A 12,861-nucleotide genomic window follows, 5' to 3' on the forward strand; every position below is an offset into this window, starting at 1 on the left:
CCCTCAGGCGGTGTCGCCGCCCGGGAGGCCGGCGGCGCCGAGGTGCGTCGCCCCGCGGGACCGCGCACGCTGCTCCGCGAGCGCGGCGGCGAACTCCGCCTCCCAGTCGGAAGCGACCTCGATGCCGAGGCGCCCGGCCTCCTCGATGGTCAGCTCCTTCGGGAAGCCGTTCGTGTCCGACAGTCGGAACACGTCGTGTCCCGTCATGACCCGCCCGGCGTACCCCTGGACCATCTGGAGGCCTGCGCCCAGCGTGCGTCGGAACGACTGCTCCTCCTTGACGAGGACGGCCACGACCTCGTCGCGGGCGGCGGCCACCTCCGGGTAGTCGTCGGCGTACAAGCCGGCGATGACGGGCACGATCTCGCCGAAGAAGTTCTCGTGGAGGTCGAGCGAGAGCGCGAGCCGGATCGCCCGTCGGAGCAGCCGCCGCATGACGTAGCCCTGCTCCTTGTTCGACGGACGCACGCCGTCCACCGCCAGGAAGGTCGCACCCCGCAGGTGGTCGGCGATGATGCGCATGGCGGCGGTCTCGTCCTCGTAGCGTTTCCCGGTCAGCTCCTGGAGTCGCTCGACGATGGGCCACAGGAGCGAGATGCGGAAGACGTCGTCGGAGTCGATCGACGCGGCGGCGATGCGCTCGAGGCCGCCGCCGAAGTCCACGTTGCGCCTGGCGAGCTCCTCGAACGAGCCGTCCTCGCGTCGGCGGTACTGCATGAACACCTGGTTGCCGATCTCCATGAACCGTCCGCCGTCGCTCGCGGGATGCGCGAGGCCGTAGGACGGATCCTGGAACTCGGGGCCGAAGTCGTAGAACACCTCGCTGTCGGGGCCGCACGGGTCGCCGATCGGTGTGCCCTCGAGTGACCCGCCGCGGGACCACCAGTTCTCGCCGCCGTCGTAGAAGAAGATCCGCTCTCCGGGCCGCACCCCGCGCGCGTCGCCGTCGGCCTGGGAGCCGATCTCCGCGATCCCGTTGGAGACCCCGCGTTCGGCGAACACGGACGCCCAGATCGACGCGGCCTCGTCGTCGCGTGGGATGCCGTTCGCGGGATCGCCGATGAAGCAGGTGACGGAGATCCGCTCCGGATCCAGCCCGACGATGTCGACCAGGAAGGTGAAGAACTGCCGGATCTGCGTCTCCTTGAAGTAGTCGCCGAGCGACCAGTTGCCGAGCATCTCGAAGAAGGTGGTGTGCCGGTTGTCGCCGACGTCCTCGATGTCCTGGGCCCGGACGCACGGCTGGCTGTCGGTCAGCCGCCGCCCGTCGGGGTGATCCTCACCGAGGAGGTATGGCAGGAGTGCCTGCATGCCACTGCCGTTGAACAGGGTGCTCGTGTCGCCCCGCGGGACGAGCGGTGCCCGTTTGATCAGCGCGTGGCCGTTCCGTTCGAGGAAGTCGAGGTAGGCGTTGCGGATCTCGTGGGCGTCCATGCCGACACGATTCCAGCTTTCGGGCCCGAGGGGAAGCCGGTCGGCGCGGCGACCTGGGCCACTGCGATCTCGGGTCACCGGCCGTCGCGCCGCGAGGGGGTCTCGACGCCCCGATCGTCCTGGAATGCGGCCCCCGGCGAGCCGCTCGGACCATACTGTACGAAATGCGGCCCCTCCAAGCGGCCCGCGGGCCGACACGGAGCCCGGAGACGACGAAGGATGTTTGGTGAGGCGATGACGAAATTCTGGCGGTCCCGATCGGCTGGCGTGCTCTCGGCGGTGGTGATGGCGCTGCTCGCCACATCGGTCGGCATCGCGCCCGCGGCGTCAGCCGACAGCGACACCCCGTCGGGCGAACCGGTCGCCGTCGAGGACGGCATGGGAGCCGAGCTTCGAGCGGAGGAACAGCAGCGCAGAGTGGCGCCCGCGCCCCTCGGTGAGGCGAGCGTCCCGGCCCGCGCCGACGGCCAGCTCTTCGGTATCGACATCGCCACGTCGCAGACCAACATCGACCTCCAGGCGTTCAAGGCGGCGGGTGGGCAGTTCACGATCATCAAGATGGGCGGCGGGAACGCCTCGGACAGCCCCTACGTCGCGCCCGCCTACCGTGCGCAACTCGCCCGTGCGCGAGCCGCAGGACTCCTCGTGGGTCACTACTGGATGAACGGCGACAAGAACGGTCTCACGCCGACAGCCGCGGCGGACTACTTCGTCGCACAGAGCGACATCCGCATCGGCGAGGTCGTCGCGCTCGACATCGAGGCCATCGACGGCGTCGCGGCGTACACGCCCGCGCAGGCCATGGAGTGGATCCAGCGTGTGCAGCAGAGCTACCCCGGCCTCAAGGTGCTCATCTACCTCAACCAGAACGCGGTCAACAACGGCGATTGGAGTGCGGTCGCGAACGCCGGCCACCCGTTGTGGGTTGCGGTGTGGGGCTCGAACAACGGGGCGCCGAACGGTTCGCCGCAGCTGACCCGGAACTGGTCCGACTGGTCGATGTGGCAGTACTCGAGCCGCGGCGTGGTGGCCGGGTTCTCCGGTGCCGTGGACGTGAACCTCGCGAAGGCCGACACGTTCACCCGGAGCGGATGGGCCCCGGTCGACCGGCTGGCCGGCTCCGATCGCTTCGGCACCGCCGTCGCCGTGTCGCAACGAGCGTTCCCCAGCGGGAACGCCGGCGTCGCCTACGTGGCCAACGCGCTCTCCGCGCCGGACGCCCTGTCGGCAGCGCCTGCAGCGGCCAAGGAGAACGGCCCGGTGCTGCTCACCCTCGCCGACGCCGTACCCGAGGCGGTGATGACCGAGCTGCGTCGTCTCAAGCCGAAGACCATCAAGGTCGTCGGCGGTGAACAAGCCGTCTCGGTAGCGGCGCTCGCGCAGCTCAGTACCGTCGCACCCGTCGTGCGGTACGCGGGCGACGACCGCTTCGCGACCTCGTTGGCGGTCGCGAGCGAGGTCTTCCCGGCAGCCGATAAGGCGTTCATCGCCACCGGACTCAGCTTCGCCGATGCGCTCACCGGGGCGGCGGCGATCTCCGACGCAGGACCCATGCTGCTCGTCGACGGCACCGCACCGACCGCCGACGCCGCCACGCTCGGTCGTCTGGCCGCCATGGACGTGAAGAGCGTCTACATCGCGGGAGGCACGGTGTCGGTGTCGCAGGGCATCGCGGACGGCATCGGGAGCCAGGAGGGAGCCGGGAACGTCATCCGACTGGCGGGGTCCGACCGGTTCGAGACCGCGGTGGTCATCAACTCGGAGTTCTTCAAGGACTCCTCGCCCGCGACGTTCTACCTGGCCACCGGGAGCGACTTCGCCGATGCACTCACGGGTGGCGCCCTCGCCGCCCTGAAACACGCGCCGCTCTACCTCTCCAGGCAGTACTGCATCCCTCCGACGACGAACGCGGTCCTCCGGGCCAACGCGTCGAACGTCACGTTGCTCGGCGGCGTGAGCGTCCTCAACGAGAACGTCGGTCGTCTGCTCTCCTGCTGACGCAGCGCGGGGTGCCGCCCGGTGCAGCGGCAGCGGTCACGCGGGCCGCCGCCGGCATGTCGCGTCGATTCAGTCGTGGAGCGAGCGCAGGGCGGTCACGACGTCGTCGTGCCAGCGGCGGGCCGCAGGGAGCACGCCGCCGAAGATGGGGGTGTCGTGCGTCGCGCCCAGGTACATCGTCCCGCTCGCGTCGACGCCGTCGGCCCGGAGCGCGGCGAGGTAGGCCGCGCCGTCGCCGCGGAGCGGGTCGTACTCGGCCGTGAGGATCACGGCGCGGGGGAGGTCTGCGTGCGACCGCGCGAGGAGGGGCGACGCGTGCGGCTCCTTCGCCTGACGTCGATCCAGGAGGTAGGTCTTCGCGACGGAACGGAGCTCCTTGATCGCGAAGATCCTCGGGATGCCCATCTCCCGCACGGGGCGGAGGTCGATGTGGCCGCCGGTCAGGTCCGTGACCGGCACCTCGAGCAGCTGGAGTCGGATGGGCAGCCGGCCGCGTTCACGATTCACGAGCGTGAGCGCCGCCGCGATGCTGCCGCCGGCGGACACCCCGGCGACGGCGATCCGCCCCGAGTCGATCCCGAGCGTCGCGGCCTCGGCGAACAGCCACTCGAGCGCCGCGTGGGCCTGCTCCAGCTGCGTCGGGTACCGGTGCTCGGGAGCGAGCGCGTAATCGACGGCGGCGATGACCACGCCGGCGTCGGCCGCCCGACGACGGAACCCCGCGTCGGTCGTCGGGTAGTCGATCCCGCCGATGCGGAACGCCCCACCGAAGAAGGACAGGACCGCGGGCACCGCCTGGTCGCCGTCGGCCGTCGGCGGGTGGTAGAGCCGGATCCGGACGTCGGGGAAGCCGGCGACCGGGATCGTGTGCTCCTCGATGCGCAGCTCCGGGCCCGGGACGCCGACGGTCGCGAGCTCCTTCTTGTCCCAGTTCCGCGCGGCCTTGCGGTGCTGTGCGCGCGTCTTCTTGCGGCGGGGTGCGGCGGTGGTGGCCTTCGCCGTCGGGCTCGAGGGCTTCGCCTTCGGCCCGGCGGCCTTCGGGGAGGTCGCCGTCGGGTCCGCCGCGGGAGCGGGCTTCGGGCGCGCGACGGTGGTCGTCTTCGGTCGCAGGAAGAAGGCCTTCGCCTGCTCGAGTGCGGTCGAGATGAGGTAGGCGCGGTGCGTCCGCGCTCGTTCGACGAAGATCGGGTCGAGGGGCAAACGACTCACCTGCTCTGCTGCTCGGATGGGCGGATTCCAGCAGTCTAGGCGGCTCGGCGGACGACGGCCGTGGCTTGCCTGATCGATCCTTCCGCGGGGCTTCACCTCCTGTTCACCGGGAAGCCCGGCCCTGTTCGGGCGCCGCTCGTAGCGTGATCACACGTACGGCACACAGCAGTGCCCGCGTCGGTCACTCGCGGTTCCGATCCACCGGAGCAACGCGCGGAGCGGGCGGGTGCATCGGTCCTTCTGAAAGGTACGTCCCAGCACATGAAGCTCTCCCTCACCCGCGTCGCTGCGCTCGGCGCCGCCGCCCTCCTCTCGATCGGCCTGGCCGCCTGCTCGAGCGCCACCGCCAGCGACACCGGTTCCGCCGCGGCCGGGACCTTCGCGGTCGACGACCAGACCCTCGTCTTCGGCGTCGTCCCCGACTCGGTCGACACGCAGACCAACTACCAGCCGCTCATGGACTACATCGCCCAGGAGACCGGCAAGAAGGTCGAGTACCACGAGTCGACCGACTACGCGGCCCTCATCGAGGCGGCCGTGGCCGGGAAGATCGACGTCGCCTCCTTCTCCGGCTTCACCTACGTGACCGCGCTCAACAACGGGGCCAAGATCACGCCGATCTCGTCGATCATCACCGTCAAGGGGCAGGAGCCGGGGTACTACTCCGAGGCGATCGTCCCGAAGGACTCGTCGATCACGAAGATCGAGGAGTTCAAGGGCAAGAAGGTCTGCTTCGTCGACCCGTCCTCGACGTCCGGGTACCTCTTCCCGAGCTACAACCTGCTCGAGGCCGGCATCGACCCCGAGAAGGACATCACCCCGGTCTTCGCCGGCAAGCACGACGTCTCGGTGACGAAGACCGCCGAGGGCGTCGAGTGCGAGGCGGGCTTCGCCGAGGACTCCGAGGTCGAGAAGAACGACGGCGTGAAGGTCATCGACCGCACGATGGTCCCCGGTGCGCCGATCGTCGAGTCCGACTCGCTGCCCGCCGACGTGAAGGAGAAGCTCGAGAAGGCCCTGTCCGAGGTCACGATCGACCAGATCATCGACTCCGGCGTGAAGAGCGCCGACAGCGACGCCTTCCGCGCGACCTTCTACGGCACCTCGCCGGTCGACGACGCGTACTACGACACCATCCGCGACATCTGCAAGAAGACCAACGCCAAGCAGTGCCAGGCCTGAGCTGAGCGCCAGTCCCGCCCTTCGACAAGCGGTTCCTGAGCTTGTCGAAGGGCAGTGACCGGGGCTCCGGTACCTGGTCACCGAGCCTGTCGAGGCGCGACATCCGCATCACCACCAACCTCACGAGAGGCAGCAGTCATGAGCGTCACCGAGCAGCAGGCGCGTCGCAACGCACCCGACGGAGCGGAACCGCTCGTGCGTCTCCGCGGGGTCACGAAGCGCTTCGACCGGACGGTCGCCCTGCAGCGCGTCGACCTCGACATCCGTCGTGGTGAGATCGTCGTCCTGCTCGGTCTGTCGGGCTCCGGCAAGTCGACGCTCCTCCGTCACCTGGACGGTCTCGAGCGGCCCACCGCCGGGTCCGTCTCGGTCCTCGGCGATGAGGTGCCGGCCCTCGGGCAGCGCGCCCTGCGCCGACTCCGCGCCCGCGTCGGGTTCGTCTTCCAACAGTTCGAGTTGGTCCCGTCCCTCACCGTCCTCGAGAACGTCCTGACCGGTTCGCTGGCGGGCGTCCGCGGACCGCGTCTCGGCATCCTCGGCTACGGCCGCACCCTGAAGTTGAAGGCGCTCGGCCACCTCGACCGCGTCGGGCTCCTCGAGCGCGCCTACCAGCGCGCCGACACCCTCTCCGGCGGTCAGCAGCAGCGCGTCGCCATCGCCAGAGCGCTCATGCAGGACCCCGAGATCCTCCTCGCCGACGAGCCCGTCGCCTCCCTCGACCCGGAATCGAGCGAGCAGGTGATGGCCCTCATCCGCGAGATCGCGATCGACCGCGGACTCACCGTCGTGTGCAGCCTGCACCAGGTCGACCTCGCGCTCTCCTGGGGCGACCGCATCGTCGGTCTCCGCCACGGCGAGGTGGTCCTCGACACCACGACCGACGGCCTGTCGAAGACCGAGGTGATGGAGATCTACGGCCGGGTCGCGACGAGCACCCGTGAGCTGCAGGCGATCGCTGTGGAGTTGGAGACCGACGAGCTGCTCGGCGACCCCGACGACGACCTCCGCGGCCTGCTCGGTGTCGAGGAGCGCGTGGGCGAGGACGAACTGCCCGACGACCCGGAGTGGGAGTTCGACGCCGATGTCGACGGCCGCGAGCCCGACGAGCTCCGTCGACCGGGCAGGACCCGCTGATGGTCGTCACCGCACCCGCGAAGACGGCACCGTCCGCCGGCCGCCCGCCAGGACTCTCCGGACCCGTTCCGGTCGGTCGGCTCCGACCGCAGACGATCGCCGCCGTGCTCACGCTGATCGCGCTGCTCGCGTTCTCGGTCTACTCGCTCCTCGAGGTCGGGATCTCGATCCCGAACATGGTGGCGAGCTGGGGCAACGCGGTCAACTTCTTCAACCGGGTGGGCACGATCACGTTCCCGCCGCCCGGGGAACTGCTGTCACTCACCGCCCTGACCCTGGGGATCGTCATCTCAGGCACCGTCCTCGCTGCGGTGCTCTCGATCCCGGTCGCGTACCTCGCGGCCGCCAACACGACCCCGGGACCGGCCTGGCGCGCGGTCGGTCGGTTCGTCGGCGTGCTCAGCCGTGCCGTGCCGGACGTCGTCATCGCGATGATCCTCGTGCTCATGTTCTCGCTCGGCTCGCTGCCCGGCATCATCGCGATCGGGCTGCACTCCGTCGGCATGATCTCGAAGCTCTTCGCGGACGCGATCGAGCAGGTCGACGAGGGGCCACGACTCGCGATCCGGGCGGCCGGCGGCTCGAAGCTGCAGGAGTTCACCTCGGGTGTCCTGCCGCAGGTCCTCCCGTCCTGGGTGGCCACGGTCCTCCACCGCGGCGACATCAACCTGCGCGGTTCGGTCCTCCTCGGCTACGTCGGCGTCCTCGGCCTCGGCCGTGAACTGTCGCTCGCGTTCAAATCCCTCGACTACTCGCTCGGCATCGGACTCGCGATCGTCATCTTCGCGCTGTGCGTCGTCATGGAGATCGTGTCGAGCACCGTGCGGACCGTGATGCTCGGGGTGCAGCCGACCGGACGTGGACTCGGTGACCGCGTCGTGCGTCGGGTGGCCGCGGGCCGGGAGGCACGTCGTGCGGCGGGTGGGAGCAGCCGCACGGTCGCCTCTCCGAGCGCCGAGTCCCGGATCGCCGCTGCAGCGAAGCGTCCGTGGACGCCGGCCCGCGTCCGCGACACCGTCGGTGCCTGGCTCGCCGTGGCGGTCGTGGTCTGGGGCGTCGTCGTGTCCGACATCCAGTGGGGCGACCTCGTGACGTTCTGGGCCAAGGCCCCCGACGTCCTCGTCCGACTCTGGCCTCCGTCGTTCGGCATGCGCACGACGGAGCAGATGGTCGAGGCGATGTTCGAGACCGTCGCGATCGCCTTCGCGGCGACCCTCATCGCCCTCGTCTGCTCGATCGTCATCGGGTCCCTCGCCGCACGGAACGTCGCCCCGAACCGCGGTGTCCGCACCGGCGCCCGGTTCGCGCTCGTCGGCATCCGCGGCATCCCGGAGCTCATCCTCGCGATCCTCCTCATCGTGGTCACCGGGCTCGGGGCCCAGGCGGGGACGCTCGCGCTCGGCATCTGCGGGATCGGCCTCCTCGGCAAGCTCATCGCGGACTCCTTCGAGGAGGTCGCGCCCGGACCGGAACGCGCGCTGACCGCCGTCGGCGCGACGCGCCCACAGGTCTACGCCGCGGCGACGCTCCCGCAGGGCGCCCGTGCACTGGTCGGGCACACCTTCTACACGCTCGACACGAACATCCGCGCCGCGACCATGCTCGGCATCGTCGGCGGAGGCGGCATCGGCTACTACCTGATCCAGGCGGACCAGGGCGGGAACTACGACCAGGTCACGGCCATCGTGCTGATGATCCTCGCGGTGGTCCTCGTCGTCGAGGGCATCGCCATGTGGATGCGGAGGGTGTTCTCGTGAACGGACGACGGATGAGCGGCGGGGTGTCGGCGCCGCGGGTCGGCCTCGGCGTCGGCTCGCTCGGTGCCTCGGCCGATCGCGCGGACGTCGTGATCGTCGGAGCCGGCATCGTCGGGCTGTCCGCGGCGCTCGCCGCTGTGGACGCCGGTGCCGAGGTCGTGGTCGTCGAACGTTCGGCCGAAGCCCAGGGTGCGTCGGTCCGCAACTTCGGTCATCTGGCCGCGACGCCGCAGGCCGGGCTCGCCGCCCGCCTCGCCGCGCGTTCGGCGCAGATCTGGCAGCGACTCGAGCAGGACGCTGGGCTGTGGGTCCGGCGCTCGGGCACGCACGTGGTCGCCCGGCACCTCGACGAGCTGCGCGTCCTCGAGGACTTCGCTGCGTCCCGTGCCCAGGCGGGAGCTGCGGCCGACGTCCGCCTGTACGACGCGGCCGAGTTCCTGCAGCAGGTGCCGATCAGTGCCGACGACGTGGTGGGCGGCGCCTGGCTGCCACGCGACCTCCAGGTGAACCCGCGTCAGGCACTGGGCGCCGTCACGGCGTACCTGGAACGCCGCGGTGTCGAGTTCCGACGCCGGACGACCGTGACCGGACTGCGCTCCGGCTTCGTCGACACCAGCCGCGGGGTCATCGCCGCAGGCCTCACCGTGGTCGCGGTGAACCACGACATCGACACGCTCCTCCCCGAGCTGGCCGAGCGGGCGGTCGTCCGTCGATGCGCGCTCGACATGGTGCGGGTGCGCGCCGAACTCCCGATGCCGATGCCGGCGCCGCTCCTGACCGGGTGGTCGCTCCTGCGCTACGCGGGATTCGCCGACTCGCCCGCCATCCCGGCACTCCGGGAGCGGTTGCAGCAGGACCACCCCGGGCTCGCCTCGCTCGACGTCAACCTCATGGCGACCCAGTTGCCGGACGGCTCGATCATCCTCGGCGACACCCACAGTCGCGGCGAAGCGGTCTCCCCGTTCCAGTCCGAGCACGCCTTCGACGAACTCCTGCGGGCTGGAAGCACGCTGTTCGGGACCAGGCTCGACGTCCTCGAACGCTGGCAGGGCGTCTACGCCACCGCCCCGGAGGAGTTGCTCATCGACGAACCGACCCCGGGCGTCCGCGTGGTCGCCGCGACCACGGGCATCGGGATGACCACCGGACCCGCGCTCGGCGAGCTGGCCGTGGCCGAGCACCTCGGCCCGACCTTCTCGCCGGCGCAGCCGACCAGCATCCGTGCCGCATCAGCCCACCTTCAGAAAGGCCTCTCGTGACCAGCATCGATCGACCCCAGCAGGACAGCACCGCGGCGCCCCACCTCGACGACGACGTGGAGACCGACCTCGCCGACCTCGACGAGCTGGAGGGCGGGTTCGACGACGCGCACGAGGACGACCTCCTGCTCGAACTGGTGGTCCTCGACCTCGCCGGGACGACGGTCTCGGACGACGGCGTCGTCGAGGACGCCTTCCGCGTCGCCGCCGAGACGATCGGCATCGACACCGAGGACGCGCTCGACGCGGCCATCGAGCTCGTCCGCGACACGATGGGCCAGTCGAAGCTCGACGTGTTCCTCATGCTGACCGACGGCGACGAGGCTCGAGCCGCTTCCGGCAACGCCGCCTTCGAAGAGGCCTACGAGCGACTCGTCGGCGAGGGGCGCGTCGAGGCGATCGCCGGAGCCGAGGACACGGTGCGGCGGCTCCGCGAGCTCGGCGTGGGCGTCGTGTTCACCACCGGGTTCGCCCCCGCCACGCGCGACGCGCTCCTCGCGAGCCTCAGGTGGTCCGAACTCGCCGACGACGCCCTGTCGCCCGCCGACGCCGGTCGAGGGCGTCCAGCGCCGGACCTGCCGCTGACGGCGCTCCTCCGGTTCGGTGCGAGCGCCGTCGACACCATGGTCGTCGTCGGCGACACGGCCAGCGACATGCTGTCCGGGGTGAACGCCGGCGCCGGGCTCGTCGTCGGGGTGCTCACCGGAGCACACGACGAGGAGACGCTGCTCGAGGCGGGCGCCGACGAGATCATCACGAGCATCGCCGAGTTGCCCGCGCTGCTCGGTCTCGACTGAACGATCGACCGGGGGAACCATGCACACGACGCTCACCGCGCACGAGGGCAACGACGTCTTCATCAGACCGTCGCCGATCGCGATGGTCTGGCAGGGGCCGGGGCACCCGCACCAGGCGATGGCGGTGCCCGGGGTGACGCTCGGGCCGGGCGACGTCCTCGTCGAGGTGGAACTGGCGACCGTGTGCGGCTCCGACGTGCACACCGTCCTCGGGCACCGTGACGCCGCCACGCCGCTCGTCCTCGGGCACGAACAGGTGGGACGCGTCGTGGCGGTCGGGGGACCCGTCACCGCCGTGGACGGCACGGTCCTCGTCGCGGGGATGCGGGTCGTGTGGTCGGTCGTCGTGAGCTGCGGCGTCTGCGACCGCTGCTCCGCCGGCCTGGAGCAGAAGTGCCGCCGGCTCGCGAAGTACGGGCACGACCGGGTCCACCGCGGCTGGGAGCTGAGCGGCGGATTCGCCACCCACGTCGAACTCCTCGAGGGCACGGCCATCGTGATCGTGGGGGAGACGCCGCCCGCCGCCGTCTTCGCGCCGGCGTCCTGCGCGACGGCCACCGCGATCGCCGCACTGGATGCGGCCGGGCACGACCTGCCCGGCACGGCGGTCCTCGTGACCGGCGCCGGGATGCTCGGGCTGACGGTCGCAGCCATCGCGACCGATGCCGGGGCGCGCGTCGTCGTGAGCGATCCGGACCCCGCCCGCCGGCTGCTCGCCGGTCGCTTCGGCGCCATCGCGACCGTCGACCCCACGATCGGCGCCGCCGAGCACCTCGACGCCGCGCACCTGGCGGCGGGCGTTGAGGGCTTCCCGGTGGCCATCGAGATGTCCGGCGACGCCCGTGCCGTCGACGCCGCCATCGCGTCGCTGTCGATCGGCGGGACGGCGGTCCTCGTCGGCAGCGTGTCGCCCGGTGCGCCGCTCGGCATCGACGCCGAACGGATCGTCCGACGCCTCCTCACGGTGCGCGGCGCACACAACTACCGACCGCGGGATCTGGCACGCGCGGTCGACTTCCTGACCGGTGCGTGGCGTCGGTATCCGTTCGCCGAACTCGTCGGCCCGGAGTTCCCCTTGCAGGACGTCGACGAGGCGCTCGTCGCAGCTGCATCGGGCGCCTTCCCGCGCGTCGGTGTCCGACCCTGAACGACCCGCGGGAGGTCACGCGAGCCGGCTCGAACCCTCCGGCGAGCCTCGCGGGATCCGGTCGAGGTCTCGGCGACGGCATCCGAGGGCGACGTGACCTCTTCGAGCGCCCCCATTCCGGGGGTCACGACGGCCGATCCACCGCGGATTTCCGCCGATCTCGGCTCGTGAATCCCGCCCCATGACCCACCTTGTGGGGTATCCTCGGGCCATGACGGTCACGACTCGCCACCCTGGTGTGGTCCGTGTCGGTGGTCGCCTCATGGTCGTGGATCCCTTCGCGGAACGAGGTGAGCTCACCGAGGATCAACAGCGCGGTCACCAGCTGCGGCGGAGGATCACGCTCCTGCTCGGTGGCTTCCTCCTGCTCACCGGCTTCGTCGTCGGCGCGACGGTGGGCGTGCTCGTCGAGTGGTCGATCGTCCACGACGAACGCTCGTCCGTGTCGCTCCCCGGCTTCGACCCGGAGTGGGTGCCCGGACTCGACGTCGTCGGTGCCTTGCTCGGTGCCATCCTCGTCGCCGTCTTCCTGCTCGTGTCGGCCGAACGACGCAACCGTCGTCGTCGCCTGGACGGCGGGCACCAGCCGTCGCGGTGGATCGACCCACTCAACGATCACCTCATCGGGCTGAGCGACGACCTCCCGTGGACCTCGCTCTGGACGCTGACGCGCATGTACGCCACCGCGGAGCGCCTGCAGCGCGAGCTCGTGGAGCGCAGCGGCACCCGCAGCGAGGTGGGCAGTGACGATTCCTGCGATCTCGTCGAGGCGCGGCTCGCGGCCGACGACGCACGCGACGCCCTCGAGAAGACGGCCGCGCTCATGGGCGTCATCGTGCCGGAGGGGCCGCTGCCCGATGCGCAGGCCATCCTGGCCGACAACGCTCGGCTCCGCGCCCGTCGGAAGACGAGCTGACCGGCACCTCCGCGATGCGGATGGCTTC

At 70.8% G+C, this 12,861-nt stretch carries 10 protein-coding genes; 8 read left to right on the forward strand and 2 right to left on the reverse strand.

Annotated features, from left to right (window positions below):
* Positions 1 to 3: 3 nt before the first annotated feature.
* Positions 4 to 1,434 (reverse strand): alanine--tRNA ligase-related protein, encoded by a 1,431-nt coding sequence (locus tag EAO79_RS08100; RefSeq protein ID WP_124768652.1) that lies wholly within the window; start codon positions 1,432 to 1,434, stop codon positions 4 to 6.
* Positions 1,435 to 1,668: 234 nt separating this feature from the next.
* Between EAO79_RS08100 and EAO79_RS08105 the strand changes: the two genes are divergently transcribed.
* Positions 1,669 to 3,432, forward strand: coding sequence for a cell wall-binding repeat-containing protein (locus EAO79_RS08105; RefSeq protein WP_164486917.1), 1,764 nt, complete (start codon positions 1,669 to 1,671; stop codon positions 3,430 to 3,432).
* A gap of 69 nt (positions 3,433 to 3,501) precedes the next feature.
* Here the strand turns inward: EAO79_RS08105 and EAO79_RS08110 are convergent, their stop codons facing one another.
* Positions 3,502 to 4,641, reverse strand: coding sequence for an alpha/beta hydrolase (locus tag EAO79_RS08110; RefSeq protein ID WP_241161018.1), 1,140 nt, complete (start codon positions 4,639 to 4,641; stop codon positions 3,502 to 3,504).
* A gap of 261 nt (positions 4,642 to 4,902) precedes the next feature.
* Here EAO79_RS08110 and EAO79_RS08115 point away from each other — a divergent pair, with 261 nt between their 5' ends.
* The 7 genes from EAO79_RS08115 to EAO79_RS08145 all read left to right on the forward strand — a co-directional run bounded on the left by EAO79_RS08115 (position 4,903) and on the right by EAO79_RS08145 (position 12,833).
* Complete coding sequence (locus EAO79_RS08115; RefSeq protein WP_124768654.1) at positions 4,903 to 5,823, forward strand: phosphate/phosphite/phosphonate ABC transporter substrate-binding protein; 921 nt, start codon at positions 4,903 to 4,905, stop codon at positions 5,821 to 5,823.
* A gap of 138 nt (positions 5,824 to 5,961) precedes the next feature.
* Positions 5,962 to 6,957 carry a phosphonate ABC transporter ATP-binding protein gene (phnC, locus tag EAO79_RS08120; RefSeq protein ID WP_206428308.1) on the forward strand — a complete coding sequence of 332 codons (996 nt, stop codon included), beginning with the start codon at positions 5,962 to 5,964 and terminating at the stop codon, positions 6,955 to 6,957.
* Positions 6,957 to 8,714, forward strand: coding sequence for a phosphonate ABC transporter, permease protein PhnE (gene phnE / locus EAO79_RS08125; RefSeq protein WP_124768655.1), 1,758 nt, complete (start codon positions 6,957 to 6,959; stop codon positions 8,712 to 8,714). The genes phnC and phnE overlap by 1 nt, the downstream gene beginning before the upstream one ends.
* Positions 8,711 to 9,973 carry a TIGR03364 family FAD-dependent oxidoreductase gene (locus EAO79_RS08130; RefSeq protein WP_241161019.1) on the forward strand — a complete coding sequence of 421 codons (1,263 nt, stop codon included), beginning with the start codon at positions 8,711 to 8,713 and terminating at the stop codon, positions 9,971 to 9,973. The genes phnE and EAO79_RS08130 overlap by 4 nt, the downstream gene beginning before the upstream one ends.
* A complete protein-coding gene (locus EAO79_RS08135; RefSeq protein WP_241161020.1) occupies positions 9,970 to 10,770 on the forward strand; it encodes an HAD family hydrolase in 801 nt (266 codons plus the stop codon). The genes EAO79_RS08130 and EAO79_RS08135 overlap by 4 nt, the downstream gene beginning before the upstream one ends.
* A gap of 19 nt (positions 10,771 to 10,789) precedes the next feature.
* Complete coding sequence (locus EAO79_RS08140) at positions 10,790 to 11,917, forward strand: zinc-binding dehydrogenase (protein ID WP_124768656.1); 1,128 nt, start codon at positions 10,790 to 10,792, stop codon at positions 11,915 to 11,917.
* 211 nt (positions 11,918 to 12,128) lie between these two features.
* The gene (locus tag EAO79_RS08145; RefSeq protein WP_124768657.1) at positions 12,129 to 12,833 is read left to right on the forward strand and encodes a hypothetical protein; all 705 of its coding nucleotides are present in this window, start codon (positions 12,129 to 12,131) and stop codon (positions 12,831 to 12,833) included.
* Positions 12,834 to 12,861 lie beyond the last annotated feature (28 nt).

It is taken from the genome of Plantibacter sp. PA-3-X8 (assembly GCF_003856975.1).
Taxonomy (GTDB): Bacteria; Actinomycetota; Actinomycetes; order Actinomycetales; family Microbacteriaceae; genus Plantibacter; species Plantibacter auratus.

Bases quoted from the DNA above. Each gene is read 5' to 3' on its own strand.
- EAO79_RS08100 (WP_124768652.1), bottom strand. From the start codon at position 1,434: ATGGACGCCCACGAGATCCGCAACGCCTACCTCGACTTCCTCGAACGG.
- EAO79_RS08105 (WP_164486917.1), top strand. From the start codon at position 1,669: ATGACGAAATTCTGGCGGTCCCGATCGGCTGGCGTGCTCTCGGCGGTG.
- EAO79_RS08115 (WP_124768654.1), top strand. From the start codon at position 4,903: ATGAAGCTCTCCCTCACCCGCGTCGCTGCGCTCGGCGCCGCCGCCCTC.
- phnC (WP_206428308.1), top strand. From the start codon at position 5,962: ATGAGCGTCACCGAGCAGCAGGCGCGTCGCAACGCACCCGACGGAGCG.
- phnE (WP_124768655.1), top strand. From the start codon at position 6,957: ATGGTCGTCACCGCACCCGCGAAGACGGCACCGTCCGCCGGCCGCCCG.
- EAO79_RS08140 (WP_124768656.1), top strand. From the start codon at position 10,790: ATGCACACGACGCTCACCGCGCACGAGGGCAACGACGTCTTCATCAGA.
- EAO79_RS08145 (WP_124768657.1), top strand. From the start codon at position 12,129: ATGACGGTCACGACTCGCCACCCTGGTGTGGTCCGTGTCGGTGGTCGC.